Source organism: Bounagaea algeriensis (assembly GCF_054491375.1).
In genome coordinates, this window is sequence record NZ_CM137102.1 from 992,180 (window position 1) to 1,017,818 (window position 25,639).

Below are 25,639 nucleotides of genomic sequence, written 5' to 3' on the forward strand. Positions count from 1 at the left end.
ATGACGCAGTTCTCGGCAGCCCCTCTGCCCTGCCGGGCGCACCGGTGAGGACGTCTCATTCCAGGCCCGGCAGCGGGGGCGGGCCGTGGCGCCACCGCACCAGCCGGGTCGTCTTGCCCGATTCGGCCCGGGGGATGTGGTGCGGCGGGAACGCTCGCACCGCACAGCTGAAGCCGAGGCGGTTGCGCAGCGCGGTGGCCAGCTCCTGCTCCAGCTGCTCGGTGTTCTGCCCCGAACCGTGCACCTCGACGCCGATGCGCAGCTCCGGGCGGGAGCTGTCGCGCCGGTCCTCCACGATCAGGTAGTGCGGCGCCACGCGCGCGTCGGCCAGCAGCACCTGTTCGATCTCCGCGGGGTAGACGTTGACCCCGCGGATGATGAGCATGTCGTCGGTGCGCCCGAGCACGCGTCCCATGCGCCGCAGCGTGCGCGGTGAGTCCGGCGACGGCGGGTGCAGCGAGGCGGTGTCGCCGGTGCGGTAGCGCAGCAGCGGCATGCCGGTCTTGGTGAGCGTGGTGAACACGAGCTCACCGGGCACGCCGTCCGGCAGGGCGGTGCCGTCGGCGTCGACCACCTCGGGGTAGAAGTGGTCCTCGGCGATGTTGAGCATGCCCTGCGAGTCGAGGGATTCGCAGGCCACCCCGGGTCCGATGACCTCGGTGAGCCCGTAGATGTTCAGCGCCCGCAGGCCGAGCAGCTCTTCGATCTCCGCGCGCATTTCCTCGGTCCACAGCTCCGCGCCGAACACGCCGTAGCGCAGCGAGAGCTGCTCGGGTGTGATGCCGGTCGAGCGGAACGCCTCCCCGAGGTAGACGGCGTAGGACGGGGTGCAGCACAGCACGTCCGGGGCCAGGTCCAGCAGCAGCCGCAGCTGTCGGTCGGTGGCGCCGCTGGAAGCCGGCAGCACGGTGCCGCCGAGCCGCACCGTGCCGTGGTGCACCCCGAGCCCGCCGGTGAACAGGCCGTAGCCGTAGGCGCAGTGCACCAGGCTGCGGCGGGTGGCCCCGGCGCCGCCGAGCGCGCGGGCCATGACCTCGGACCACACGTCGATGTCGTGCGTGGTGTAGGGCACGAGCGTCGGGCGGCCGCTGGTGCCGGAGGAGCCGTGCACGCACACGACCTCGTCCTCCTCCGCGGTGCGGAGCCCGAAGGGGTAGTGCTCCGCGAAGTCCTGCTTGCCGGTGAACGGCAGGCGGGGCAGGTCGTCGATCGTCACGTCCGCACCCGCGGACACCCCCGCTTCCCGCAGGCGGCGGCCCTGCACACCGTCCGCGTGCAGCAGCCGATCGATGAGCCGGCGCAGGCGGCGTTGCTGGTTGGTGCGCCGTCTTTCCGGGTCCGCCCCCTCCACCTCCGGCGCGACCAGTGGGGGAGAAACGCGTTGAGTCGCGGTCACACTTCATGGTGTAACAGCTCACGGCGACGCGCGGTAGGCCCGGCCGAGCGGCTTGCGGGGCAGTCGTTCGCGCGGTGTTCGGGGCGTGCGGGCGTGGGCGGCGGTTCAGCGCTGTTTCCAGGGCACCTGCGGGGCGGAGGCCCCCTGCGAGGCCGAGCGTGAAGGTCGTGTAGAGTGTCCACCGCAGGCAACGGAAGGGACCGGAAACGGCGAGCCCGAGTTGCCACCAAGAGCACACGGGGCTGTGGCGCAGTGGTAGCGCATCTGACTGGCAGTCAGAGGGTCAGGGGTTCGAATCCCCTCAGCTCCACCAGCGAAAAGGGGCCACCGGATTCTTCCGGTGGCCCCTTTTCGCATCCGCATTTGACATCCGCATTTGACATCCGCATTTGACATCCGCATTTGACATCTACGGCTGACATCAGTCCTCGCTCGGGAAGCGGTCCATCCGGCTGGTCATCTCCCGCTTGCTGTCGTCGAGCACGTGGGCGTAGACGTTCGTGGTCACGCCGATGGGGCTGTGCCCGAATGCGCTCAACCGCTGTCGGGCAGCACCGCTGTCCGGACGGTCCCGGGCGCCGTTGCCGTGCGTGCGGAACGGGCCGACGATGGGGAGGCCCTCGGCGCAACGGCGGTCGCTGAACTGCGATGCGTGACGAGTTGTGGCGTCGAGGTCAGTCCGCCCTGCGGACGGCTGTGCTTCGGCGACCAGCGCACACACCCGGTGGAGGTGTTCCATGGCGCGGCTGATCTACTCGGTGATCTGCTCCCTCGACGGCTACGTCGCCGACCGGGCCGGCAACTTCGACTGGGCGGTGCCCAGCGAAGAGGTGCTCGACTTCGTGAACGCGCAGGAACGAGCCGTCGGCACCTACCTGTACGGACGCCGCATGTACGAGCTCATGGCGGTCTGGGAGACCGATCCCGCAGCGGCCGCCCAATCACCCAAGTCAGCCGAGTTCGCCGAGGTGTGGCAAGCCGCCGACAAGGTCGTCTACTCCACCACGTTGCCGCGGGTGTTCACCAGCAGGACCAAGCTGGAACGCGAATTCGACCCCGAGTCGGTCCGGCAGTTGAAAGCGGCCTGCAGCTCCGATCTGAACATCGCCGGCCCCGAGCTGGCCGGTCACGCCTTCCGATCCAACCTGATCGACGAGCTCCAGCTCATGGCCGTGCCGGTGCTCGTCGGAGCAGGTAAGAGCTGCTTGCCGGCGGAGCTGGGAGCAGAGCTCGAGCTCGTCGACGAACGACGCTTCGGAAACGGGATGGTGCAGCTCCGCTACGACGTGCTCGGACCGCTGTAGTCGAAAGACGGCCCGGCCGTTGTCGATCGGACGGGGACGACGTGCTGCGGCACCTGGCAGGACACGGCCGCGAGTTGATCGAAAACCCAGTTCGTGGGCAGCAGGTTCAGGGCGTTCGTCGGAGGAGCCGAATTGCGAGCAGACGCCGATACGACGAGTGGAAGCAGGCAGGGTCGGTGGATCACCGGCCTCGGTGCGCTGTGGGCACTCGCCCTGCTCGGCTGGATCGTCCTCATGGCGATCGAGTGGTACTTCAGCGGACCGGCGGCATGCCCGCTGACTCCCACCTCGTCCTTCCACGGCACCGCTGGTTGGTCGTGGCTTCCGCCGGGTCGTACGTGCACCTGGGAGGTTCCCGGAGGGACGCACACCGACGGCCCGCCCCCGGCGCGCATAGGAATCGCGATTCTCTTCCTCTTGTGGGGTGGCAGCCTGCTGCTCCGCCGCAACTGAAAAGGTGCGCAGCCGTGACGGAAGCAGAACGTTCACCAGCGTCGTTTCAGGCACCCAGTGCGGTGATCTCTTTTCGCGCGGTGACCAGTGCCTGCTCGTCCGTGCGAGGCCCGCGGGCGCGTCCGGTCAGGTGCGGGTGTCTTCCGCGCCGTGCACCGGGGTGAGCTCCCGAACGTGCACGATGGCGTCGAACGCCTCGAACGGGTCCAGCTCGAGGACCGCGTGCTGGCCCAGCATCGCGGTGGTCCCGGTGCGAGCCTCGCTCGCCACGTGCCGCAGATCGGTCAGGTGCAGCGGCCCCGCGGTGTCCAACAGCGCATCGAGCGAGTGCGGCGGGGCCACCGGTGCGCCGGCGGAGGTGGCGTACCGGTGCTCCGGTCCGGCGGCCAGGTCGGGGTCGGGAACCGGTCCGCCGGCCCGGGTCGTGCCGATCACCACCAGGTCCTCGCCGAGCTCGGGGCCCAACAGCCGTCCGAGGGGGTCGGTCCCGTCGAAGGACGGCACGCGTTGCAGGTGCACGTTGTGCGCGCTGACCAGCACGCGCTCCTCGCGTTCGAGGATCCAGCGCAGGTTCTCGGCCATCACCTCGTTGCGCAGGTTCCGTCCGGGGCCCGGGTGCAGGCCGTGCTCCAGGAACTCCACGACTCGCCGGGCGCCGCGCGCGCACTGCACCGCCAACCGGTCGCCGGCGGACTCCGCGCGTTCGAGCAGCTGATCGAGGCGTCCGGGAAGTCCGTCCGGCACCGGTGCGGTTTCCGATCCGTCCGGTGCCGGCGCGCTGGTGCGCTCGCCGAGCTCGGCCATCGCCCGCAGCCGTTCGTCCCCCGCGCGCGGTTCGAGCCGTGCCAGGCACGCGTTCACCCCGGGGGCCGGGTTGCTCAGCCAGCCCGGGACGTCCATGCCGTAGAACCCGACGGGGCGATCGCTCATGGCGCTGCGCTCCCGCATCCAGCGCAGCTGGTCGTGCATCTCCGTGCAACGTCCCATCGCCCACGTGGTGCCGTCGCGGGCGATCGTCGGCAGCCGTCCCGGAGCACCGCGCACCCAGTCGTGCACGGCCAGGCCCTCCGGCAGCCCGGATTCCAGCACGAACGCGGAAAAGCCCAACTCCCGCACGAGCAAGCGCAGCACCCGGTCGCGCAGGCGGTACAACTCCGATGCGAAATGCGTGCTCTCACCGAGGCAGACCACCCGCGCATCACCGATCACCTCGCGCAGCGGGTCGAGGTCGGCGTGCTCGCGGCTGTCGGGATCCAGCGTGCGCAACGGGCGCGCGAGCGCACGCACCGAGTCGACGGACAACGCCCACCCCCGGTTTCCGGCACCGCGATCTGCGCTGACGACGGTACCGACGACCGGACCTGCACGCCTTCGCCGGCTCGCGCAGTGAGCCGTGCTCCGCACCGGCGGCGTAGATTGCGGTGCATGGCCAACGACCACGCTGACGAGTCCCCGGCGTCGATCGGCGCCGTCGAGTTCTACTGGCGGCCTGGCTGCCCGTTCTGCATGGCGCTGCGGCGTCCGCTGCGCCGCAGCGGCCTGCCCGTGCGGGAGATCAACATCTGGCAGGACCGGGACGCGGCGGACCGGGTCCGCGAGGCCACGGGCGGCGACGAAACCGTGCCCACCGTCTTCGTCGGTGACCGCGCCCTCGTCAACCCGCGTTTCCGCCAGGTCGAGGAGCTCGTCCGCGAACGCGCCCCGCACCTGCTCACCGCGGCTGAGGCCGCGCCGCGCAAGGGGTGGCGGCCGTTCCGCCGCCGGTGAGCGCGCGGCGAGCACCCGCCCGGTGCTGCCTCAGCCGGTGAACAGCTGCACGATCTGGCGCGCGAGCTCGACGAGGCCGTAGCCGAACGGCAGCACCACCCACAGCCACGTGACCGCGAGCAGGGCGGGACGCGGGTTCGTCGGGGTCTGCTCATTCATCGCGGGCCTCCTGCGCGGTCTTCGAGCGCTCGTCGCTGGGCAGTTGGTGCTTCGGGTGCACCGGGCGGATCAGTTCGTTGGCGACGAAGCCCACGGCCAGCAGGGCGATCATGATGTACAGCGACACGCTGTACAGCTCGACACCGGACTTGCCCAGTCCTGCCTGGCTGTCTGCCACCGCGTTGACGATGAGCGGGCCGAGCACACCGGCCGCCGACCAGGCGGTGAGCAGGCGGCCGTGGATGGCGCCGACCTGGTAGGTGCCGAACAGGTCCTTGAGGTACGCGGGAACGGTGGAGAAGCCGGCTCCGTAGAACGACAGGATCACCAGCGCGGCGAGGATGAACACGGCCTTCGAGGCGTCCCCGTTGAGCACGATCGCCAGGTAGAGCAGCGCGCCGCCGCCGAGGTAGAGGCGGTAGATGTTCTTGCGGCCCACGACGTCCGAAGCGGAGGACCAGACGAACCGGCCGAGCATGTTCGTCAGCGACAGCATCGCGACGAATCCGGACGCAGCCGCGACCGAGACCGGCGCGGGGGTGTCCGCGAAGAAGTCGGTGATCATCGGCGAGGCCTTCTCCAGGATGCCGATGCCCGCGGTGACGTTGAGGCACAGCACTGTCCACAGCAACCAGAACTGCGGGGTGCGCAGGGCCGTGTTCGCCGCGACGTTGGCGGTGGTGATCATCCCGCCGCTGGCGGCCCGCTCGGGGTGCCATCCCTTCGGCCGCCAACCCTCGGCGGGCAGGCGGATGAGCAGCACGCCGAGCGTCATGAACACCGCGTAGACCACGCCGTGCACGGCGAAGCTCGCGGCGATCCCGTCGGCCGAGGTGCCGAAGGACGCGAGCATCTGGTTGGACCACGGAGATGCGATCAGCGCGCCACCGCCGAAGCCCATGATGGCGATGCCGGTGGCCATGCCCGGCCGGTCCGGGAACCACTTGATCAATGTGGACACCGGTGAGATGTAGCCGATGCCGAGCCCGATGCCGCCGATCGCGCCGTAGCCGAGCACCACGAGCCAGTACTGGCCGGTCAGCGCGCCGAGCGCGGAGACGAGGAATCCGGTGCAGAAGCACACCAGGGACACGAACATCGCCCAGCGGGGGCCGTTGCGCTCCACCACGGTCCCGCCGAAGGCGGCCGAGAGCCCGAGCATGACGATGGCGAGTTGGAACGGCAGCGCGCTCTGCGTCCCGCTCAGCCCGAGCGAGCCTTCCAGCGGCGGTTTGAACACGCTCCACGCGTAGACCTGGCCGATCGCCAGGTGCACCGACAGCGCGGCGGGCGGGATGAGCCATCGGTTCCAGTCCAGCGGTGCCACGATCCTGCTGCGATCCAGGAATCCGGCGGCCATGCGTGCCTCCAGGTTCTTCGTTGAAGCCTCGACCCCTCACCGCGAGACCTCTCACCGCGGACACGCAGCATGGCAGTGCGTCTTTCGGGTGAAAACCCCGTGCGATGTGCCGTGCCCGGATCGTGATCGGCCCGGAGCTCCCGCCTCGCCTGCGACTTCCCTGACCTGGGGTTTGTACGTTTCTCGAGAAATGTACAAACCCCTCGGTCAGGTGAGGCGCTTGCGGGGTGCAGCCACGGTCAGGTCTCGCCCCGCCGGTGGTTGACTGCGGCCGGTGGTTGACTGCGGCCGGTGGTTGACTGCGGCCGGTTGATGGCTGCGGCCGGTTGATGGCTGCGGCCGGTGGATGGCTGCGGCCGGTGGATGGCTGCGGCCGGTGGGCGGGTCCGAAATGCGACGAGCGCGTCAGCCGGCCGGGTCGTGCCAGACCGGCTCGGCGCTCTCGCGCACGTGCCCGTTGCCGTGGAAGACGAGGAACCGGTCGAACGAGCGGGCGAACCAGCGGTCGTGCGTCACGGCGAGCACGGTGCCCGCGAACTGCTCGAGCCCTGCCTGCAGCGCCTCGGCCGAGAGCAGGTCGAGGTTGTCCGTGGGCTCGTCGAGCAGCAGCAGGTTGGCGCCCTCCAGTTCGAGCAGCAGGATCTGCAGCCGGGCCTGCTGGCCCCCGGAGAGCGTGTCGAACGGCCGCTGCGCGGCGTGCACGAGGTCGTAGCGCGCCAGTGCCCGGTGGGCCTGCTCGCGTTCCACCCCGGAGCGGTTCGGACCGCCGCCGGTGAGCAGTTCCAGCAGCCGCACCCCGCGGAACTCCGGATGCTCGTGCGTCTGCGCGAACATGCCCGGCACCACCCGCGCGCCCAGACGTGCGCTGCCGCTGTGGCCGACCGGCTCGCTCGCCCCCTCGACGACCGTCCGGGGATCGCTGCCGCCGCGGGCGAGCAACCGCAGGAAGTGCGACTTTCCGGTGCCGTTCGCGCCGAGCACGGCGATCCGTTCGCCGTAGCGGAACTCCGCGTCGAAAGCTCCGGTCAACCCGTCGAGCGCGAGGTCTGCGCAGACCACCGCGCGGCGCCCGGTCCGAGAACCGCGCAGCCGCATCCGCACCTGCTGCGTGCGCGGGACATCCTCCGGCGGGCCGGCTTCCTCGAACCGTTGCAGCCGCGTGCGCGCGGCCTGGTAGCGGGCGGCCATGTCGTCGTTGTACGAGGCCTTCTGCTTGAGCTCGGCGACGAGCCGCCGCAGTTTCGCGCGCTCCTCCTCCCAGCGGCGCCGCGATTCCGCCAACCGCGACAGGCGGTCCTCGCGGGCCTGGTCGTAGCTGGCGAACCCTCCACCGTGGACCCACGCGCGGTTGCCGGCCGCGCCGAGTTCGACGGTGACGATGCGGTCCGCCGTGCGGTGCAGCAGCTCCCGGTCGTGGGTCACGAACAGCACGGTCTTCGGTGTTTCCCGCAGCCGCTGCTCCAGCCACTCCTTGCCGGGCACGTCGAGGTAGTTGTCCGGTTCGTCGAGCAGCAGCACCCGGTCCTGGCCGCGCAGCAAGTGCTCCAGCGCGAGCCGCTTCTGCTGCCCGCCGGACAGCCGCCGCAGCTCGCGGAAGCGGCACCGGTCGTAGGGCAGGCCGAGGGCCGCCGTGCAGCAGTGGTCCCAGCGCACCTCGGCGTCGTGCCCGCCGGCGTCGGCGTACTCGGCGAGCGCTTCGGCGTAGGCCATCTGCGTGGCGTCGTCCGCGTTCTCGATCGCGCGCTCCTCGGCCCGTTCCAGTCGCCGCGCCGCCGTGCGCAGCCGTGTTCCGGACAGCGACACCAGCAGGTCCTGCACGGTCTCGCCGTCGCGGGCGTGGCCGATGAACTGCGGCATGACGCCGAGACCGCCGGAACAGGTGACGGCGCCGCCGGCGGGGGCCGTCTCGCCGGTCAGCAGCCGGATCAAGGTGGACTTGCCGCTGCCGTTCGCGCCGATCAGGGCGGCTTTGGCGCCTTCGCCCACGCGGAACGAGACGTCGTCGAAGAGCACGCGCCCGTCCGGCAGGACGTGGTGCGCGTTCTGCACGGCGATGTGGCCCACGGGGTTCTCCTGGGAGAAGTCGGGACGGCGGCTCGTTCCCGCCGCCGGGTCGTGCGGGGACGAGTTCGGGTCATGCGGGGACGAGTTCGGCGATGTGCTTGCGCAGCACTTCCAGCGCCGCGTCGCCGTCGGCAGGTCCGTGCGGATAGACGAGCTCGAAGGTGAGCCCGCCGATCACGGCGTGCAGCCGTTCGGCCTCGACCTCGGCGTCGGGCACGTGCGCCGTGCGCAGGGCCTGGCGCAGGACCGCGCGCAGGTCCTCGCCCATGCGCACGGCGATCGGTCGGAACTCCGGGCGCAGCCGCGCAGCCGTGATCAGCTCGACGAGCACGACCAGTTCGGCGCGGTCCGATTCCGCCAGCGGCAGCACGGCCCGGCACACGGCCTCGAGCCGCTCGCGCCGAACCTCCGCGTCCCCGAACCCGGCCGGGCGCCCCGGGGCGGCGCCGTTCCCGGATTCGGCATCGTTGCCGGGCTCGGCCGCGTCCCCGAGTCCGATCGGGCCCGCGGAGTCGGCCGGGTGCTCGAATCCGGCCGGTTGTGCGTCCGCTCCCGGCGGCAGGGCTTCGTCGAGCCGCTGCGCCATGCGCGCACCGACCTCCTCGGCCGCCGCGGTCATCAGGCTCTCGGCGCTGCCGAAGTAGTGCCGCACCGAGCCGATGTTGATGCCGGCTTCCTCGGCGACCTTGCGCAGCGACGCCTCGGCGATCCCGCCGCGGACGACGAGGCGGAGGACGGCCTCGAGGATGCGCGTCTTCGCGGTGGCGGACGCGGCAGTGGTGGAGGTGGACACGCCCAGGAGACTATCACAGCTGTGATAGTCAGTCGGCGCTGCGCTCACCAGCGCGCGGGTGGGCGGGCGCTCGCGCTCGTTGCCGTCGGCTTTCGCCAGGTCATCAACTCGACCGAAGAAGACATCGACTTCATGCCCGGGCTCGTCATGCCCGAGGACTGCCGCGCTGGTGGGGCTCACTGCGTTCGACGTTCTCGGCCCGCGTGCACGCTCGGTGGCGGCACCTGCACTGACCCGGCCGGTGCAGGGGCGGGGAGACCGCAGGCGATACTGATGGCACGTTCGGTTCGTTGACGCCGAGGAGCTTCGTTGCCGCCGAGGAGCAGTGGGGGAACATCACCATGCGATCGCACTGTGCGGTCTACGTCGACGCCGGCTACCTGCTGGCAGCGGCAGCTACGCGGGTCACCGGAACGTCCCTGCGGGGGAGCATCCGGGCCGACCACGAGCGCCTCGTCGAGACTCTGACCGCGCACGCCACGAGTCACGCGCAGCTGCCGCTGCTGCGGGTGCACTGGTACGACTCGGCGCGCCACGGCATGCCGGACCAGACGCAGGAGGCGATCGGGCTGCTGCCGCGCGTGAAGCTCCGGCTCGGGCGGATCGGGGTCGACGGTGAGCAGAAGGGCGTGGACCTGCGCATCGGGCTCGATCTGGTCGCGCACGCGCGTACCGCGGGTGTGGAGGTGATGTACCTCGTCTCCGGCGATGACGACCTCACCGAGGCGGTCGAGGAAGCCCAGGCCCACGGGGTGCAGGTCATGGTCCTGGGCGTGCCCACCACCGAGGGGAATCCGCGCGGCGTCAGCAGGCACCTGCAGGCCGCGGCGGACGGGCTGGAGCTGTTGGACGTGGATGCTTTCGACGCTGCGGTCACGCCGCGGCGGGGTGGTCCCGCCGCCCCTGCCGCCGCGGAATCGCGAGCCCCCGTCCCCTCGCCCGCTTGGCTCGCCCAGCGGAGCCGGGGTGCCGCGGCCGCCCGGCCTGCCGCACCGGACGCGGGCGATGCCGCTGAAAGGGTCGTGTACTCCAGCAGCACTGACGGGGGCGCGGAGGTCTCCGAAGTTCCGGACGAGGGTGAACTGTCCGAAACGATTGACCGCGTGGCGCAACGGGTTCTGGCCACCTGGCTCGACGGCACGGCAGACCGCCACTTCGACCTCCGGGCGAACCGGCCCTCGATCCCGCAGGACGTCGATCGCGCGCTGCTGCTGGACCTCTCCGACGCCCTGGGCATCTACGACCTCTCCGACAAGGTTCGGCATCAGCTCCGCGCGCGCTTCTGGCACCACGTCGACCACAGCCCGCGCACGTGAGACCTGCACCTCGAAAAGCCCGCAAGCCGAGAAATCCGCGCGCCGAGAAATCCGCACGCCGGGAAGCCCGCACGCCGAGAAGCCCGCGCCGCGGGAAGCCGGCACGTTGCGTGCCCGGCACGTTGGGCGCGGAGCCCCGCCTGCCCGCGCGAACCCGAACAGCCGGTACGACCCCCGCGCGGCTGAGCCTGCCAACAGGTGCGCACCGCCGGTGCGGCTTAGAGTGGCCCTCGACGGGCTGGGCCGGATCGCGACCGGGTGGCACTGAAGATCCTGCACGGCCTGCGCGCTGCACGAGCAACCGGGCAGTGCCGGAGAGCTCCCCGCGGCCAGGCGGCTGGCGGTCCGACACGAGGTGGGTGTGGCATGTCCCTGAGACTGGCGAGACGGCTCGCTGATTCCCAGCCGTGGCTGGACCGGCTGGCCGACAAGGTGCAGCCGGGCGTCCGCGAGCGGTTCAGGCGAATTCGACGGCTGCACGACGTGTCGGACGGGACCTGGTTGGGCGTTCCGCTGCACGCGGCGCTGACCGATGTTCCGCTCGGATCGTGGACCAGCGCGTTCGTGCTGGACACGTACGGGGGTTTCCGCGCTGATCCCGCGGTTGAGCGCGCCGCCGATGCCGCGTTGACGATCGGCACCCTCGGCGCGTTGCCGGCCGCGGTGACCGGCACGGGTGACTGGCGGGACCTGAAGGGGCAGGAGCGGCGGATCGCCACCCTGCACGCGTTCCTCAACATGGTCGGTCTCGGCTGCACCGTCGCCGCGCTGGTGCAGCGGGCGCGAGGTCGTCGCCGCAGCGGCCGCGTGCTGAGCGCGACCGGTCTGGGCTTGTCGGGGCTGGCGGCCCACCTCGGGGGAGAGCTCAGCTTCGGCCTGGGTGTGCGCGTGAATCGGAGCGCCTTCACCGCCCGCAGCGCGCCGGCCGATTTCACCCCGGTGCTCAGCGAGAGCGAGCTGTCCGCGGAGTCGATGCGCGCGGTCGACGTCGACGGCTTCCCGGTGCTGCTCACCCGCGATCGGGCGGGGGAGCCGTGCGCCATCGCCAACACGTGCAGCCACCTCGGCGGACCGCTCGCGTCCGGCGAGCGCAGTGGTGACGTGGTGACCTGCCCCTGGCACGGCTCACGGTTCGACGTGCGCACCGGCGGGGTCGTCGAAGGACCCGCGGTGTTCCCGCAGATGACGTACGAGGCGCGGGTCCGGGACGGCACGATCGAACTGCGCCGCGCCCGCTCGGACGTCCGCCGCCCCACCGGGGAGGTCGCGACCGAAGGCGGGCGAACCGCGATCCAGCAGCCGAGTTTCGAACGCGACATCCGGCCGCTGTTCCGCGCGGAGGACGTCGAGGCCATGTCGGGTGCTTTCGACCTGTCCTCCTACCAGGACGTGCGCGCCAACGCCGAGAACATCCACCAGCGGCTCGCCGCGGGCGACATGCCCTGCGACGAAGCCTGGTCGGCCGAGCACGTGCAGCGATTCCGCGCCTGGATCGAGGCCGGCTGCCCCAGCTGAAGGATCCACCGGTGCTCCGGACCGGCCCGCCCGGGAGGGACCGCTGCACCGCGGTCGTAGCCGGCCGCGGCGCAGCCGGTGGCGCGCGAGACGGCGCGGTTGTGCACCGGAGCCCCGGGGCCCGGGCTTCGCACCCGCCGCTCGACCGGGCGGGTGCGCCGCGTCAGTCCACGCGTTCCTCGGGGCGGCCCTGCTCGGCCCAGCGCGTGTGGAAGGTGCCTTCGCGGTCGGTGCGGCGGTAGGTGTGCGCGCCGAAGAAGTCGCGCTGCGCCTGCGTCAGCGCCGCCGGCAGCGGGTCGGCCCGGAGGGCGTCGTAGTAGGCCAGCGCGGCCGAGAAACCGGGTGTGGGGATGCCCAGAGTGGCCGATGTGGACACCACGCGGCGCCAGGGTTCCTGTGCTTCGGACAACGCGGCCGCGAAGGACGGGTCGCCCAGCAGGCTCGCCAGGTCCGGACGGGCGTCGAAGGCCGCTCGGATGTCGTCGAGGAACCGGGCCCGGATGATGCAACCGGCGCGCCAGATCGCTGCGACGCGGCCGCGGTCGATGTTCCACTCGTTCTCCGCGCTGCCGGCGGCTATCTGGTGGAAGCCCTGCGCGTAGGCGACGATCTTCGATGCGTACAGCGCCTTTTCGGTGTCCTCGGCCAGCTGCTGCGCGGTGCCCGCGTCCACTGTGGCCTGCGGCCCCGGCAGGCCGCGCGCCGCGTCGCGCTGATCGGTGTGGCCGGACAGGGAGCGGGCGAACACGGCCTCGGCGATGCTGTTGACGGGCACGCCGAGGTCGAGCGCTTGGCGCACCGTCCAGCGGCCGGTGCCCTTCTGCTCGGCCCGGTCCAGCACCACGTCCACGAACGGTGCGCCGGTTTCGGGGTCGCGGTGGGCGAGGACCTCGGCGGTGATGTCGATGAGGAAGGAGTCCAACCGCCCCCGGTTCCACTCGCGGAAGACCTCGGCGATCTGCTCGCAGGACATGCCGGCACCTCGGCGCAGCAGATCGTAGGCCTCGGCGATGAGCTGCATGTCGGCGTACTCGATTCCATTGTGGACCATTTTGGTGAAGTGCCCAGCCGCGTCCGGGCCGACGTGCGTCACGCAGGGGCTGCCGTCGGGTGCGCGTGCTGCGACCGCCTCCAGCATCGGGCCGAGCGTCCGCCAGGACTGCTCCGAACCGCCAGGCATGATGCTCGGACCGTGCAGCGCTCCCTCCTCGCCGCCGGAGACCCCGGTGCCGACGAAGTGGATGCCGCGTTCGGCCAGCGCCCGTTCGCGGCGGATCGTGTCGGCGAAGTGCGCGTTGCCCGCGTCGACGATGATGTCGCCCTCGTCCATGTGCGAGGCGAACTCGGTGATCACCGTGTCCGTCGCGGGGCCGGCCTGGACCATGGTGACCAGCCGCCGCGGGCGTTGCAGCGCGGCCACGCACTCGGCGGGGGATTCGGTCGGCACGAACCGGCCCTCGTGGCCGAACTCGTCAACGAGCTCGCGGGTGCGTGCCGGGGTGCGGTTGTGCAGGGCCACCGCGTAGCCGTTGCGGGCGAAGTTGCGGGCGAGGTTGCGGCCCATCACCGCCAGACCGGTCACGCCGATCTGCGCCTGTCCCGTGTTCGAGGGGGAACCCATAGCTCACCTGCGTCCTGGTCGGTGCGACAGTCTTCCCCGGCGAGTACACCGGTTCTGCGCCGTGCGCGCATGCCGCATCGCGCTGGCGGGGCTCCACGGGCAGGACCGGTGAACTGGGGCAGGACCGGTGAACTGGGGCAGGGCCGGACTCGGGGGTGGTGCGGGTCTGCGGTGAGGCGGCGGTGGGGGCGCTACCCGTGCCGCGCTATCTTCGTCCGATGCGGACTCGCACGCGGGTGAACGGGGTCAAGACGGTGCTGCTCGACGAGGTCGGGCCCGTGCATCGGGCACGGCTGGCCGAAATGCTTCCAACCGTGCAGCTGGCCCGGGAGCAGGAGCGCTTCTGCCTGCCGCCGGAGGTCGTCCTGCGCAAGGGCGAGGACAACCCGGCGCGGCGGACGTTCGCGATCCTCGTCGAGCAGCAGGACGCCGCCGAAGCCACCGTGGCGGGCATCGGCGCGCTCCACCCGGGCGCCGCCAGCCCCGCGGTGTGCCGGGAGCCGCACGTGCTGCTGCGGGGCTTCGTCGTCGACGCGCGGTGGCAGGGCCGGGGGATCGGCACGGCGGCGACCCGGACCGCGGTCGAACTGGCGCGCTCGCGGTTCCCCGACGCGGCCGTGGTCGTGCTGACCGTGCACGCCGACAACCGTGCGGGGCAGCGGGCCTACCGCAAGTGCGGTTTCGAACCGACCGGCCAGCAGGTGCGCGGGCGTTCCGGGTCCGAGCTCGTGATGCTCGCCCGGCTGCGCTGAGCGGCCCTGCACGGATTCGGCGAGAACACCTGCGGGGTGGTCGTGTCAGATCAGGACGTGCCGGCGTTTGCTTGGTAGCTCGGCAGACGCGTCCAATCCAGCTCGTCGGCATCGACGCCGAACTCGTTCAGCGTCATGGTCGTCGTGTCCCTTCCGAGCCGGAGCCGTCGGATGTGCGTGTCGTCGAGCCACACCTCGACCGTTTCGTCGTTGCCCTGCGCGGTTGTCCGGGCGGTGATGTGTCGCCATGGCCGCGTCGGGCCGTCATCGACCCCGTGGTCCTCCAGCGCCGTGACATCGGTGAGCGTGTCGAACAGCCACAGCGGGGTGACGAACTGCGGTGGTGCTTCGGCGTCGAGGGAATCGAGCGTGCGTCCAGGGCGACCAGTCCACACCCGGTCTTCGAGTTGCAGCAGCGCGAGGCGGCCCTCGTCGAACATGGCGCGGCGTCCTGCGAGATCGAGGAATCCTTCGGCATCCAGGCCCTTGGGCAGACGACGGATGATCGCCCTGGTGAGGGCGGGCAGGATCCCGCGGCGTCGCGGTACTGCGGCGTCGAATTTCGCCCGGTTCTGCGCGAAGTCCAGGTGCAGGGTGACGCGTGCCGCACCAGCAGCGACTGTCCGGTCGACCGCATCGCGAAGCTGCGTCAGAGACAGGGCGTCGGTCATCGCTGGTGCACTCCTGGGGCCTGTTGTCCTGCGGGGCGGCGCCCGCCAGATTATCCGATCACCGATCGCGGGTGTTCTGTCCCGTCGGCATCGAGGGCACCAGCCGATGATCTTGCTCGTGGCCAGGTCGCACGGTCATATGCCGGTGGCACCGCAACTTCACGGCACAGAGCGCGAACACGTAGCTGGAACCCGCCGACACGTGCACGCAAGGGAACCCCTCGCGGACACCGCCGGCGAAACGATCAGCGGCCACGACCTGGACTCGCGGCGTTGCAGTTGCCCCGTGCTCAGCTCGCGGGTTGCTCTTCGGCCTCGTCCGCGCGGCGCGCCCAGTACCCGGCCACGAGCGAGCCGGAGATGTTGTGCCACACCGAGAAGATCGCGGCGGGCAGCGCGGTGACCGGGTTGAAGTGCGTGGTCGCCAGAGTCGCGGCAAGCCCCGAGTTCTGCATGCCGACCTCGATGCTCACCGCGCGGCGGGCGGGTTCGTCCAGCCCGCACACCCGCGCGGCGCCGTAGCCGACGGCGAGGCCGAGGCAGTTGTGCAGCACCACGGCGATCAGCGCGGCGAGTCCGACCGAGACGAGATCGGCTGCGCTGCCGGCGACCACGGCCATCACCACGAGCGTGATGCCGAGGACGCTGACCAGCGGCAGAGCTGGCTGCGCCCGGTCGACGACCGGAGCGGCGAAGCGGCGCACGAGCACGCCGAGCAGCACCGGCAGCAGCACCACCTGCAGGATCGACGTGAACAGGTCGGCGAAGCCCACCTCGAGGTAGCGGCCGGCCAGCCCGAGCACCAGCAACGGTGTGACAAGCGGCGCGACGAGCGTGGACACCGAGGTCATCGCGACGGACAGGGCGGTGTCGCCGCGGGAGAGGTAGACCATGACGTTCGAGGCCGTGCCGCCAGGGGAGCAGGCGACGAGCAGCACGCCGGTGGTCAGCTCCGGCCGCAGTTGCAGCGCGGTGGCGACGATCCATCCGAGGCCGGGCATGACGACGAACTGCGCGGCCAGTCCGATGAGGAACGCGCCGGGCCTGCGGACGACGTAGCCGAAGTCGGTGGCGCGCAGCGTCATGCCCATGCCGAACATGATCAGCGCGAGCAGCCAGGGAACGGCCGGCTCGAGCGCGCCGAACGCCCCCGGCGCGGTGAGCGCGATCGCCCCGGCCACGAGCACGATCGGTGCGAACCAGCGGCCCACGAAGTCGCTCACTGCTTTGATCTGTCGCACAGCGGTCCTCCCGACGCCCACAACGTCCGACCGAGTGAGACTACGCGCCCGAATTGCGGGACAGCTACCGGTGTGTGGTGGTCGTGACCTCGCTGTTGCCGCACGGCGGTGCGTCGCGGGGAATCCTCGGGTAGGGGTGGGGCGGGATCCGGCGCGATGTTGCGCGCTGTGATCGTTCCGATACGGTCGGCGAAAAGCGCGGAAAATCGCGAGGCGCCCCGGCGCCTGAAGTGCCCCGGCGGCACCCGTCCGGAATTCTGGCAATCCGCACATCGGAGAATGAATCGGCCGTTCCGGTCGACCGGAATGCGCTGCCCGTGCCGAAAAGGCAGAAATGCGGGGCAGTGCTCGTGTTTCGTTCGGTGGAAAGGCGGGGGATCCGGAAGGGTTCGCCGCGGCCGCGCGACGGTCTGTTAGCGTTCTGCGGGTGCTGCAGACCGGCTCGCCCCTCGAACGGTGCAACGCTGTCGCACGATTTGCGGGCACGCCTGTTACTGAGGGTGTGAAATAGAAGATTGGCGTGTGTTCGTTTCGGGGAGTGTTCCCGTCCATCCGTGCTAACCGAGTGACGAAACAGGATCGACGCAGTGACTGACCAGCATTCAGCGGAGAGCGGTGACGAGAAACTCCCCCGTCCGCTCGCCCGGCTTCTCGCCCGGAGGGCGCGCGCACGCGCGGAGGCGACGTTCCTGCAGGACGCGCGCAGCGGGCGTCGGCTGAGCTACACCGGTGTCCACCACCTGGTGCAGCGCTACGACCGCGCGCTGACGGGCGCGGGCGTGCCCGGCGGTGGCCGCGTCCTCGTGGACGTGGTCAACCCCCTCGCCTTCGCCGGCGCCTACCTGGGACTCATCGCCTCCGGACGCTGTGCCGTGCCGGTGAACCCGAAGGCCCCCATCGCCGAGGTCCACCGCGACACGGCGGCCGCCGAGCCGTGCCTGGCGATCACCGATCGGCAGGAGCGCTTCGAGGAGTACGGCCTGCCCGCCCTGACCGTGGACGTCGACGGGCCCGCCGGCGGGCACGACATCGATCCTGCCGGGACCACCGATCCCACCGGGCCGACCGACTCCGCCGAGTCCACCGAAACCGCCGCTGACGTCCGCGGATCCGCCGCTGACGCGGCCGGATCCGCCGCTGACGCGGCCGGGGCCACCGGCTCGGCACTGCTGGTGACCTCCGGCTCCACGAGCGCGCCGAAGGCGGTGGAGCTGTCCGAGCACCGGCTGCTGCACGTGGCGGCGGCCATCGCCGCGCACAACGGGCTGACCGAAGCCGACCGCGGCTACAACTCGCTGCCGCTGTTCCACATCAACGCCGAGGTCGTCGCACTGCTGGCCAGCCTGCACGCCGGGGCCTGCCTCGTGCTCGACGAGCGGTTCCAGCGGCACGGCTTCTGGGAGCGGATGGCCGCCCTGGACGTCACCTGGATCAACGCGGTCCCCGCGATCCTGACCATCCTCTCCGAGGAGCCCGTGCCCGCGCGGCCGCCGCGCCTGCGGTTCGTCCGCTCCGCCTCGGCACCGCTGCCGACCGCCGTGCGGCACCGGATCAGCCAGCACATCGGCGCACCCGTGGTCGAGAGCTACGGGATGACCGAAGCGGCCAGCCAGATCACCGCCACCCCGCTGGACGGCAGCGCCCCCGAAGGCTCCTGCGGCCGACCGGTGGGTGTGCAGCTGGAGGTGCGCGGTGCCGAACGCGAGGTCCTGCCCGTCGGCGAGGTCGGCGAGGTGTGGATCCGCGGCAGCGGCGTGATCACCGGCTACGTCGGCGGGCGCGCCGCCGAGCGCTTCGACGCCGACGGCTGGCTGGACACCCGCGACGTGGGCTACACCGACACCGACGGCTTCGTCTACCTCGTCGGCCGCGCCGACGACGTGATCAACCGCGGCGGGGAGAACATCTACCCGCGCGAGATCGAGGAAGTCGTGCTGGCGGACCCGCAGGTGCACGAGGTCGCCGTGGTCGGCAAGAGCCACGAGGTGCTGGGGGCCGTGCCGGTCGCGCACGTCATCCCGGAGGAAATGCCCGACGAGCAGGCCGGGCGCGACGCGGTCGTGGAGCGGTTGAACGCGCGGTGCGCCGAGCGGCTGAGCCGCTTCAAGCAACCGGAGGAGATCCGGCTCGTGCCGGACTTCCCGCGCGCGTCCACCGGCAAGGTGCAGCGCCACCGCCTGCACGAACCGACCTCCGTTCCGACATGAGCGCGCGCAGCACCGAGCGGGCCGCGGCCGGTTCCGGCAACGAAGCGGCCCCCGCGGCGACCGCTCCCGAGGACGAGGCGGCCCCCGCAGCCGCGGGATCGGCGACCACGGGCTCCTCCGCAGCCACGGGGCCTGCCGCCGCTGCGGGCCCCGAGGCAGCACAGCCCGGATCCGCGGGATCGGGCTCCGCGGGATCCGGCAAGTCGGGCGGACACGGACACCTGTACCAGATCGACCTGTTCCGGCTGCTGACCTTCGCCGCCGTGATCCTGGTGCACACGCTCAGCGCCGTGGCGCTGCTGCCGCTGTGGTCGGGACAGCTGGCGCAGACGCTGCTGCACTTCACCCGCGAGGCGTTCTTCGCGCTCACCGGGTTCGTGCTGACCTACCAGGCGCTGCGGCGTCCGCTGCCCGCGGTGAAGTTCTGGCGCAAGAGGTTCCCGCTGGTCGCCGCGCCGTACGTGGTGTGGACGGTGGTGTACTGGTTCGTCGCCACCTGGCCCGAGCGCGACGACGTTACCTTCGGCGAGGCCGTCGTCGGCGGGCTGCTGCCCGGCATGGCCACCGGCAGCGGCTGGTACCACCTGTACTTCCTGCTGGTGACGCTGCAGGTCTACCTCGTGTTCCCCGCGCTGGTGGGTCTGCTGCGCGCCACCGCCGGCGGGCACAGGTGGGTGTTGCTGGTCAGCCTCGTCGTGCAGATCGCCGTGGCGTGGTGCGTCATCACCGCACCGTTCGCCCGCGGGCTGTGGGACAACGTGGACGTCACGGTCCTCGGCTACCAGTTCTACACGGTGCTCGGCGCGGTCATCGCGATGCACTTCGACGCGTGGCACGCGTGGGTGCGCCGCCACGGCATCTGGATCGGCGCGGCGCTGGTCGCGGCGCTGGCCTGGGCGGTCGGCGCGTACTCCGCCATCGTCGCGCGGGGCGAGTCGCCGGTGCTGGCCAGCCACGTGTTCCAACCCTTCGTGATCCCGTACTTCGTGGCGGTCATCGCCGCGCTGTACGCGGCCGGCGCGTGGTGGGCGGCGCGGCGTCGCCTCGGCGGTACCGCCTCGCGCATCGTGGACTACGCCTCCGACCGCTCCTTCGGGATCTTCCTCGCGCACCCGCTCGTGCTGATCGCCCTGGTCATCCCGGCGCGGGCGCTGGCAGGAGTGATCGGCGTGGTCCCCGCCGTCGTACTGCTGTACCTGGCCACGGTCATCGGAACCGTGGTGCTCGCGGACGTGTTGCGGCGTCTGCCCGCGAGCAAGGTCCTGACCGGGCGTCCCCGCGTGCCCTGGGGGCACTTCCTGCGGTGACGCCGCTCGGCCATTCCCAACGATCGAGGACGAAGAAGCACCATGGGAACGCCCTTGCCAACGAACGGTGCCCGGCGGTCGCTGTTGCCGCGGGTGAAGGTGCGCAGTCGGCTGTTGGCGCTGCTGTGCGCCATGTACTTCATCACCTACGTCGACCGGGTCAACATCTCCGCCGCCGGCCCGGCGATCCGCGAGGACCTCGGCCTGAACAACACCCAGTTCGGGCTCGCGCTGTCCGCGTTCGCCGTGCCGTACGCGTTCTTCCAGGCGTTCGGCGGCATCCTGGCCGACCGGTTCGGGCCGCGCCGCATCCTCGGGATCTTCGGCATCGTCTGGGCGCTGTCCACCGTGCTCACCGGGTTCGCCGGCGGCATCATCAGCCTGTTCGCCGCCCGGTTGGCGCTGGGCTTCGGTGAGGGCGCCTCGTTCCCCTCGGCCACGCAGGCCATGGCCCGCTGGCTGCCGCCCGAACGCCGCTCCTGGGGACAGGGCATCACGCACGCGTTCTCCCGCATCGGCAACGCCGTCACCCCGGTGCTGGTCGGCGCGATCATCGCCATGTGGAACTGGCGCGCGGCGTTCTGGATCCTCGGTGCGGCCAGCATCGTCTGGGTCGTCATCTGGTGGTGGTTCTACCGGGACCGTCCCGCGGCCCACCCCGGCGTCACGCAGGAGGAACTGGACGAGCTGCCCGCCGAGCAGCAGCGCAGCGCCAAGCCGAAAACGCCGTGGCGGCGCCTGCTGCCGACCGTGCTGCCGCTGACGTTCGTGGACTTCTGCTACGGCTGGATGCTGTGGATCTACCTGACGTGGATCCCGTCGTTCTTCTCCGGCAGCTTCGACCTCGAACTCGAGAAGTTCACCCTGTTCACCTCGCTGGTGCTGGTGGCGGGCGTCGTCGGCGACACCGTCGGCGGGCTGCTGTCCGACTGGCTGCTGGCCCGCACCGGCGACGCGCGCATCGCCCGGCGCCGCATCCTCGTCGGCGGCCTGGCCGGTTCGTTCGTGTTCGTCATCCCGACCCTGCTCGTGCACGACCTCGTGCTCGTCACGCTGTGCCTCGCGGTGGCGTTCTTCTTCCTGGAGATCTGCAACCCCGTGCTGTGGGCCACGGCCATGGACATGGCACCGGAGCACGCCGGAACAGCCGGCGGCGTGATGAACACCGGGTTCGGCCTGGCGGGCATGCTCTCGCCGGCGCTCTTCGGGCTGCTGGTCGACCGCACGGGCAGCTGGGTCGTCCCGTTCATCGTCTCCGCGGTGCTGCTGGCCATCGGCTGCCTGGTGGCCTCGCGGCTGAACGTGAGCGCGCAGGTGAGGAGCGAAACCACCGCTGCGCGTTAGGCGAGCGGGTCCGCGTCTTCGCCGCTCGTGGCCCGCCGCGCCTGCGCCACTCGCTCGGCGAACGCCGCATCCCCCGGAGGATTTTCGCGCCAGCGGTGCAGCACCTTCCGCACCGCGAACCCGTTCGCCCGGGATGCGGGGCTGATCGTGGCCACCCGCTGCCCGCTCCGCGTCACAACGGTCGTCCCGCCGTGCTCAGCCGTCGTCGTCCTCGTCCGCCTCGTCGTGGGAATCGCGCGCGGGCACGCGTTCGGCAGGGGGCTCGGGCATGTGGATGCGCGGGCGCGCATCGAGGAAGTTCTCCACCGCCGAGCGGTTCTCCGGCGAGACCCCTGCGAGTACGACGTCGTCCGGATCGGCGTCCTCGGCGATGCTCCGGCCGCTGCTGCGGACCGCTGGGCCGTTGCGAGCTCCTGCGCTGTGCGCCCCTGCGTTGCGGGACCCGGTGCTGCTGGGGGAGCTGCTGCTGCGGGATTCGGTGCCGGGGGAGCCGCTGCTGGGGGAGCCGTTGCTGGGGGAGCTGCTGCCGCGGGGCCCGCTGTCGGGGGAGCCGCTGACCCGGGACGCGCCGGTCGCGCCGCTGCGCGCGGGGCGCGCGTCCTCCTGGCGGACGGCTTCGGCGCGTTCCTGGCGCACGGCGCGGGCCGCGGTGCGCAGCTCGTTGTCGTCGAGCAGGCGGGCGAGGTCGCGGGCGAAGCGGTGCCGCTGGGACGGGGGGAGGGCGGCGACGAGCGCGAGCGCGTGGTCGGCCGCGGTGGCCTCGCGACGCGGGGCCGGTGCGCGGTCGGCGGCGAGCGCGGCCGCCGGGGCGGACTCCTGCGCGTTGAGCGTGCCGCCCTCGCCGTCGGAGTCCTCGTCGGAGTCCTCGGCCGCGCGGGACCGCCGGGCGCTGCGGCGGCGCGCGCCGCGTCCGCTGCGGCGGAGCACGCGTTCGGCCTGCACGTAGGCGACGATCGTGGGCACGAACGCGCTGGCCACCGCGAGCGCGATCCACACCCACGCGGGCCAGCCGCTGATCAGTCCTAAGGCGATCCACACGAGCGCCGCGCCGATGGACAGCGCGCGCAGCCTGGTCCGCTGGTCCTCGCTGAGCATGATCACTCCTCGCGTCCGCTTCTGCCGGATGCGTTCGCCGGAGCCCCGCAGCGACGCCGCCCCGGTGAACGTGATCCACACGCATCATGGCATTCGCGGGCATCCGGCGGTGCCGGGCGCGGTCGGCGCGCTCGCGGAGCAGCTGCGCGTCAGCGGACGGTGCCGCCGTGGTCAGCGGCTGCTCACGCGCGTTGCTCGCCGCTGCCGTAGGGACGCGTGAGGATTTCCATGACGTGGCCGTTCGGATCGTCGAAGTACGTGCCCCGGCCGCCGTCGCGCGTGTTGATGCTCTCGGTGCTCTCGCGCGCCGGGTCGGCGTAGCAAGCGATCCCGGCCTGCTGCAGCCGGGAGTAGATCGTGTCGAACTCGGCTTCGGACACGAGGAACGCGTAGTGCTGCGGGGCGATCTCTTCGTCCGTGTCGCGGTAGTCGAGCGTGACGCCGTTGCCCGTCTGCACCGGGATGAACGGCCCGAACTGCGGCTGGACCTGCAGCCCGAGCAGGTCACCCAACCACCGGGCGGAGGATTCCTTGTCCCGGGACTGCACGATCGTGTGATTGAGCTCGACGGTCATCGCGGGGCCTCCTGCTGTGCCGAGAGACAGAGACGCTGTCGGCATCGAGCGTGGGACTTCGAGCGCGCTCGATGTCAAGCGGCGGGGGTGTGCATTTCGCGCGAAATGTACACCCCCGCGGCGGCCGCGGCCCGGGCTCAGTTCCGCCGGTCGAGTTCCTCGTGGGCGATCTCGGCGCGGTCCTCGGCCTGCGGGGGTGGCGTGATGGTCACACCGACGTTGGTGAGGATGCTCAGGTCCAGCTCCCAGGTGATCGCCGAGCGCTTGCTCCACAGCTCGAAGGCCGCCTGGACGTGCTCGTTCGCGTCCTGTTCGGACAGTCCCGTCACCGAGCACAGGTGCCGCAGCGCCTCCTCGTCGCGTCCGCGCACCTGCGCGTAGCCGAAGTGCGTCGCCGCGTGGCAGTCGGTGCACAGGCAGATCAACCGCCGCAGCGTCTGGGTGCGCGCGGCATCGTCGTAGGACCAGCGCTCGTGCGCCTCCAGCCACCGGCCGCTGTCGCGGTCCTGGCCGCGCCCGCACACCTCGCAGCGGTGCTCGGCGCGCCGGGTGATCATCCGCCGCAGCCGCTCCCAGTCCTTGCCGCTGACGCAGGAACGCACGTTGGTGAACCAGCAGGTCGACGGCACGAGGTCGACGAACAGCCCGGAACCGAACGAGCGGTCCTCACCGGGCAGCAGGTCGTCGACGTCCTCGAGCGCCTCCCACGCGGCCAATTCCGCCATGCCCGGTCGCGGTGCGTACCAGCGCTTCTCGTGCCGGTCCCAGCGGGCGCCCGCGGCCTTGGCCGCGTCCTTCTCCGCGAACGGCACGTCGAGCCACACGTGCTGCGGCTGCTCGGTCTCCACCGGCACGGCGGGTTTTTCGGTCAGCAACGGCCACCCGTCCGCTTCGGCGCGCACCTGCGCGGCGCGCTGCCGCAACTGCTCCGCCTCGGGATTGCCGGGCGTGGCCTTGCGTTGGAGGAACTCCGCGAAACCGCGCTGCTGCTCGCGGTACCACGCCGTCTGCTGCTCGTGCAGGGTGGACAGCGCGGTGTAGCCGATCTCGTCCGGATGCGCCTTGGCCATCTTCCACGCGAGCCGCGCCGTGGACAGCGCGTCGCCGGCGGAGCTGTGCGCCTGCTCCTGCTGGACGCCGTAGTGCTCGCACAGCGCGGTGAGCGTGCGCTTGCCCTTCGGTCCCAGCATCGCCCGGCCCAGGCACAGCGGGTCGACGACCGGGCCGGCCGGCTCCCACTCGCGCTCGTGGTGGCGGCGCAGCTCCGCGTGCAGCAGCGACAGGTCGAACGGCGCGTTGAACACCAGCAGCGGCACCGCGTCCGACCACGGCGCCAGCGCCTTGAGCACCTCGGTGAGCACCGCGGCGGGAGGCTGCCCGTGGGTGGCGGCGTGCTCGGTGCTGATGCCGTGCACGGCCGCCGCCTCCTCGGGGATGTCCACCCCGGGCGCGGCCAGCCACGTGCGGATGTCCGGGGCTTGCCCGGCGACGATGGACACGACCGTGCCGGTGACGATCCGGTCGGTGGCCGTGTCCGTACCGGTCGTTTCGAAATCGAGCGCCAGCAGGTCGCCCTGCACCCACGACTCCGTCGCTGTGATCACCCCTCGAAGGTATCGGACCGCTCAACGCGCGCTCGCCCGGCGGGCGGGCTCGCGCCGCCACCCGCTCCGATGATCACGGTCACGTCGTTGCTCATGAGCCTCCGGTCGGTGGAAACCCGGCGTCGCAGCGCTCGATCAGATCGACCGCGTCGAGCGGGGCGTGCGCATGCATGCTGTTGTCGAAGTAGACGTACACGTCGCGGGCTCGGCGCTCCATCGCCGGCGCCACCGCGTGCTCGGTGCCGCCGTTCTCGCCGGCGCACCAGGCGCGGATGCGCCGCGCCCACTCCGCCAGCTCCGCCGGTCCGTAGTCGCTGGCGTAGAGCTCCTGCGCCCCGTGCAGCCGCACGTAGACGAAATCGCTGGTGACGTCTTCGAGATACGGCCACTCCCCGGCGGTGTCGGCGATGACCAGGCCGATGTCGTGCTCCCGCAGCAGCTGCACCGCCTCGGCCGTGGCGTGGCTGCTGTGCCGCACCTCCACGGCGTGCCGCAGCGGCCGGTCCGCGTCGTCCACCTCGGTCAGCGCGCGACCCCGCAGCCGCTCGTCGTGGCGCGCGGCCACTTCGGCGGCCTCGCCGGCGCTTCGCGGCAGCAGCTCGAAGAACCCCGCCATCCGCTCGGCCTCGAACGGCAGCGACGACGGCAGCTGCCACAGCATCGGACCGAGCTTGCCGCCCAGCGCCAGCACGCCGGAAGCCAGGAAGTTCGCCAGCGGCGTCTCGACGTTGCGCAGCTTCTTCATGTGCGTGAGGAACCGGCTGCCCTTGACCGCGAACACGAAGTCCGCGGGGACCTGCTCGGCCCACTTGCGGTAGGTTTCGGGCTTCTGCAGCGAGTAGAACGACGCGTTGATCTCCGCCGAGCCCAGACGTTGCGACAGGTGGGCCAGCTCGCCGCCGCGCTTCAGATCGCGGGGGTAGAACGCCCCGTACCACTCGTCGTAGACCCAGCCGGACGTGCCGATGCGGACGGCGGGATGCTTCGCGGCGGCCATGGACACCCCCACCGTAGCGATCCGAGCCCGCAGGGGCCGTCACCCTCCGCGCGGTGCGCCCGTTGTACCCGGTCCGCCCTCCGGGCGTGATTCGATCG

The 25,639-nt window shown here is 71.4% G+C and carries 23 protein-coding genes and 1 tRNA gene; 9 read left to right on the plus strand and 15 right to left on the minus strand.

What is annotated here, in order from left to right:
• Positions 1-55: 55 nt before the first annotated feature.
• Complete coding sequence (locus tag ACVGV2_RS04540; protein ID WP_459164788.1) at positions 56-1,396, minus strand: phenylacetate--CoA ligase family protein; 1,341 nt, start codon at positions 1,394-1,396, stop codon at positions 56-58.
• A 238-nt stretch (positions 1,397-1,634) separates the two neighbouring features.
• On the opposite strand from ACVGV2_RS04540, the gene ACVGV2_RS04545 reads away from it, so the two are divergent.
• A tRNA-Ala gene (locus tag ACVGV2_RS04545) sits at positions 1,635-1,709 on the plus strand.
• Between the two features lie 108 nt (positions 1,710-1,817).
• Here the strand turns inward: ACVGV2_RS04545 and ACVGV2_RS04550 are convergent.
• Entirely contained in the window at positions 1,818-2,135 is a 318-nt protein-coding gene (locus tag ACVGV2_RS04550) for a hypothetical protein (RefSeq protein WP_459164789.1), read from the minus strand.
• On the opposite strand from ACVGV2_RS04550, the gene ACVGV2_RS04555 reads away from it, so the two are divergent.
• Positions 2,134-2,700 (plus strand): dihydrofolate reductase family protein, encoded by a 567-nt coding sequence (locus ACVGV2_RS04555; RefSeq protein WP_459164790.1) that lies wholly within the window; start codon positions 2,134-2,136, stop codon positions 2,698-2,700. The two genes, ACVGV2_RS04550 and ACVGV2_RS04555, sit on opposite strands and share 2 nt — an antisense overlap.
• 579 nt (positions 2,701-3,279) lie before the next feature.
• Here ACVGV2_RS04555 and ACVGV2_RS04560 read toward each other — a convergent pair.
• A complete protein-coding gene (locus ACVGV2_RS04560) occupies positions 3,280-4,455 on the minus strand; it encodes an erythromycin esterase family protein (RefSeq protein ID WP_459164791.1) in 1,176 nt (391 codons plus the stop codon).
• Positions 4,456-4,578: 123 nt separating this feature from the next.
• On the opposite strand from ACVGV2_RS04560, the gene ACVGV2_RS04565 reads away from it, so the two are divergent.
• Positions 4,579-4,920, plus strand: coding sequence for a glutaredoxin family protein (locus ACVGV2_RS04565; protein WP_459164792.1), 342 nt, complete (start codon positions 4,579-4,581; stop codon positions 4,918-4,920).
• 30 nt (positions 4,921-4,950) lie between these two features.
• Here ACVGV2_RS04565 and ACVGV2_RS04570 read toward each other — a convergent pair whose 3' ends face one another.
• From ACVGV2_RS04570 to ACVGV2_RS04585, 4 genes are all read right to left on the minus strand, one after another.
• On the minus strand, positions 4,951-5,079 hold the full coding sequence (locus ACVGV2_RS04570) for an MFS transporter small subunit (RefSeq protein ID WP_459164793.1): 129 nt from the start codon (positions 5,077-5,079) through the stop codon (positions 4,951-4,953).
• Positions 5,072-6,439 (minus strand): OFA family MFS transporter, encoded by a 1,368-nt coding sequence (locus ACVGV2_RS04575; RefSeq protein ID WP_459164794.1) that lies wholly within the window; start codon positions 6,437-6,439, stop codon positions 5,072-5,074. The genes ACVGV2_RS04570 and ACVGV2_RS04575 overlap by 8 nt, the downstream gene beginning before the upstream one ends.
• A gap of 405 nt (positions 6,440-6,844) precedes the next feature.
• Complete coding sequence (locus tag ACVGV2_RS04580; protein WP_459164795.1) at positions 6,845-8,503, minus strand: ABC-F family ATP-binding cassette domain-containing protein; 1,659 nt, start codon at positions 8,501-8,503, stop codon at positions 6,845-6,847.
• A gap of 70 nt (positions 8,504-8,573) precedes the next feature.
• Complete coding sequence (locus ACVGV2_RS04585; protein WP_459164796.1) at positions 8,574-9,296, minus strand: TetR/AcrR family transcriptional regulator; 723 nt, start codon at positions 9,294-9,296, stop codon at positions 8,574-8,576.
• A 341-nt stretch (positions 9,297-9,637) separates the two neighbouring features.
• On the opposite strand from ACVGV2_RS04585, the gene ACVGV2_RS04590 reads away from it, so the two are divergent.
• Together ACVGV2_RS04590 and ACVGV2_RS04595 are read left to right on the plus strand one after the other, a co-directional pair.
• Positions 9,638-10,612 (plus strand): NYN domain-containing protein, encoded by a 975-nt coding sequence (locus ACVGV2_RS04590; protein ID WP_459164797.1) that lies wholly within the window; start codon positions 9,638-9,640, stop codon positions 10,610-10,612.
• A gap of 366 nt (positions 10,613-10,978) precedes the next feature.
• Positions 10,979-12,127, plus strand: a complete 1,149-nt coding sequence (locus ACVGV2_RS04595; RefSeq protein ID WP_459164798.1) for a Rieske (2Fe-2S) protein — start codon at positions 10,979-10,981, stop codon at positions 12,125-12,127.
• Positions 12,128-12,290: 163 nt separating this feature from the next.
• Here ACVGV2_RS04595 and gndA read toward each other — a convergent pair whose 3' ends face one another.
• The gene (gndA, locus tag ACVGV2_RS04600) at positions 12,291-13,748 is read right to left on the minus strand and encodes an NADP-dependent phosphogluconate dehydrogenase (RefSeq protein WP_459164799.1); all 1,458 of its coding nucleotides are present in this window, start codon (positions 13,746-13,748) and stop codon (positions 12,291-12,293) included.
• 218 nt (positions 13,749-13,966) lie between these two features.
• Between gndA and ACVGV2_RS04605 the strand changes: the two genes are divergently transcribed.
• On the plus strand, positions 13,967-14,500 hold the full coding sequence (locus ACVGV2_RS04605) for a GNAT family N-acetyltransferase (protein ID WP_459164800.1): 534 nt from the start codon (positions 13,967-13,969) through the stop codon (positions 14,498-14,500).
• 50 nt (positions 14,501-14,550) lie between these two features.
• Here ACVGV2_RS04605 and ACVGV2_RS04610 read toward each other — a convergent pair whose 3' ends face one another.
• Both ACVGV2_RS04610 and ACVGV2_RS04615 read right to left on the minus strand, forming a co-directional pair.
• A complete protein-coding gene (locus ACVGV2_RS04610) occupies positions 14,551-15,171 on the minus strand; it encodes a hypothetical protein (protein ID WP_459164801.1) in 621 nt (206 codons plus the stop codon).
• A gap of 290 nt (positions 15,172-15,461) precedes the next feature.
• Complete coding sequence (locus ACVGV2_RS04615) at positions 15,462-16,394, minus strand: bile acid:sodium symporter family protein (protein ID WP_459164802.1); 933 nt, start codon at positions 16,392-16,394, stop codon at positions 15,462-15,464.
• Between the two features lie 605 nt (positions 16,395-16,999).
• On the opposite strand from ACVGV2_RS04615, the gene ACVGV2_RS04620 reads away from it, so the two are divergent.
• Genes ACVGV2_RS04620 through ACVGV2_RS04630 form a run of 3 tightly spaced genes read left to right on the plus strand, consistent with a single transcriptional unit; the run spans position 17,000 to position 21,270 of the window.
• Positions 17,000-18,619 (plus strand): AMP-binding protein, encoded by a 1,620-nt coding sequence (locus tag ACVGV2_RS04620; RefSeq protein ID WP_459164803.1) that lies wholly within the window; start codon positions 17,000-17,002, stop codon positions 18,617-18,619.
• Complete coding sequence (locus tag ACVGV2_RS04625; protein WP_459164804.1) at positions 18,616-19,926, plus strand: acyltransferase; 1,311 nt, start codon at positions 18,616-18,618, stop codon at positions 19,924-19,926. Before ACVGV2_RS04620 ends, ACVGV2_RS04625 begins: the two co-directional genes overlap by 4 nt.
• 54 nt (positions 19,927-19,980) lie before the next feature.
• A complete protein-coding gene (locus ACVGV2_RS04630; protein ID WP_459164805.1) occupies positions 19,981-21,270 on the plus strand; it encodes an MFS transporter in 1,290 nt (429 codons plus the stop codon).
• Here ACVGV2_RS04630 and ACVGV2_RS04635 read toward each other — a convergent pair.
• The 5 genes from ACVGV2_RS04635 to ACVGV2_RS04655 all read right to left on the minus strand — a co-directional run bounded on the left by ACVGV2_RS04635 (position 21,267) and on the right by ACVGV2_RS04655 (position 25,541).
• Positions 21,267-21,425, minus strand: a complete 159-nt coding sequence (locus ACVGV2_RS04635) for a hypothetical protein (RefSeq protein WP_459164806.1) — start codon at positions 21,423-21,425, stop codon at positions 21,267-21,269. The genes ACVGV2_RS04630 and ACVGV2_RS04635 overlap by 4 nt on opposite strands.
• 40 nt (positions 21,426-21,465) lie before the next feature.
• The gene (locus tag ACVGV2_RS04640) at positions 21,466-22,365 is read right to left on the minus strand and encodes a hypothetical protein (RefSeq protein WP_459164807.1); all 900 of its coding nucleotides are present in this window, start codon (positions 22,363-22,365) and stop codon (positions 21,466-21,468) included.
• 182 nt (positions 22,366-22,547) lie between these two features.
• Complete coding sequence (locus ACVGV2_RS04645) at positions 22,548-22,940, minus strand: VOC family protein (protein ID WP_459164808.1); 393 nt, start codon at positions 22,938-22,940, stop codon at positions 22,548-22,550.
• Between the two features lie 137 nt (positions 22,941-23,077).
• Complete coding sequence (locus ACVGV2_RS04650) at positions 23,078-24,544, minus strand: exonuclease domain-containing protein (protein WP_459164809.1); 1,467 nt, start codon at positions 24,542-24,544, stop codon at positions 23,078-23,080.
• A gap of 91 nt (positions 24,545-24,635) precedes the next feature.
• Complete coding sequence (locus ACVGV2_RS04655; RefSeq protein ID WP_459164810.1) at positions 24,636-25,541, minus strand: DUF72 domain-containing protein; 906 nt, start codon at positions 25,539-25,541, stop codon at positions 24,636-24,638.
• Between the last annotated feature and the right edge of the window lie 98 nt (positions 25,542-25,639).

Bases quoted from the DNA above. Each gene is read 5' to 3' on its own strand.
- ACVGV2_RS04550 (WP_459164789.1), bottom strand. From the start codon at position 2,135: ATGGAACACCTCCACCGGGTGTGTGCGCTGGTCGCCGAAGCACAGCCG.
- ACVGV2_RS04610 (WP_459164801.1), bottom strand. From the start codon at position 15,171: ATGACCGACGCCCTGTCTCTGACGCAGCTTCGCGATGCGGTCGACCGG.
- ACVGV2_RS04655 (WP_459164810.1), bottom strand. From the start codon at position 25,541: ATGGCCGCCGCGAAGCATCCCGCCGTCCGCATCGGCACGTCCGGCTGG.
- ACVGV2_RS04570 (WP_459164793.1), bottom strand. From the start codon at position 5,079: ATGAATGAGCAGACCCCGACGAACCCGCGTCCCGCCCTGCTCGCGGTC.
- ACVGV2_RS04565 (WP_459164792.1), top strand. From the start codon at position 4,579: ATGGCCAACGACCACGCTGACGAGTCCCCGGCGTCGATCGGCGCCGTC.
- ACVGV2_RS04575 (WP_459164794.1), bottom strand. From the start codon at position 6,439: ATGGCCGCCGGATTCCTGGATCGCAGCAGGATCGTGGCACCGCTGGAC.
- gndA (WP_459164799.1), bottom strand. From the start codon at position 13,748: ATGGGTTCCCCCTCGAACACGGGACAGGCGCAGATCGGCGTGACCGGT.
- ACVGV2_RS04590 (WP_459164797.1), top strand. From the start codon at position 9,638: ATGCGATCGCACTGTGCGGTCTACGTCGACGCCGGCTACCTGCTGGCA.
- ACVGV2_RS04640 (WP_459164807.1), bottom strand. From the start codon at position 22,365: ATGCTCAGCGAGGACCAGCGGACCAGGCTGCGCGCGCTGTCCATCGGC.
- ACVGV2_RS04625 (WP_459164804.1), top strand. From the start codon at position 18,616: ATGAGCGCGCGCAGCACCGAGCGGGCCGCGGCCGGTTCCGGCAACGAA.
- ACVGV2_RS04595 (WP_459164798.1), top strand. From the start codon at position 10,979: ATGTCCCTGAGACTGGCGAGACGGCTCGCTGATTCCCAGCCGTGGCTG.
- ACVGV2_RS04605 (WP_459164800.1), top strand. From the start codon at position 13,967: ATGCGGACTCGCACGCGGGTGAACGGGGTCAAGACGGTGCTGCTCGAC.
- ACVGV2_RS04645 (WP_459164808.1), bottom strand. From the start codon at position 22,940: ATGACCGTCGAGCTCAATCACACGATCGTGCAGTCCCGGGACAAGGAA.
- ACVGV2_RS04555 (WP_459164790.1), top strand. From the start codon at position 2,134: ATGGCGCGGCTGATCTACTCGGTGATCTGCTCCCTCGACGGCTACGTC.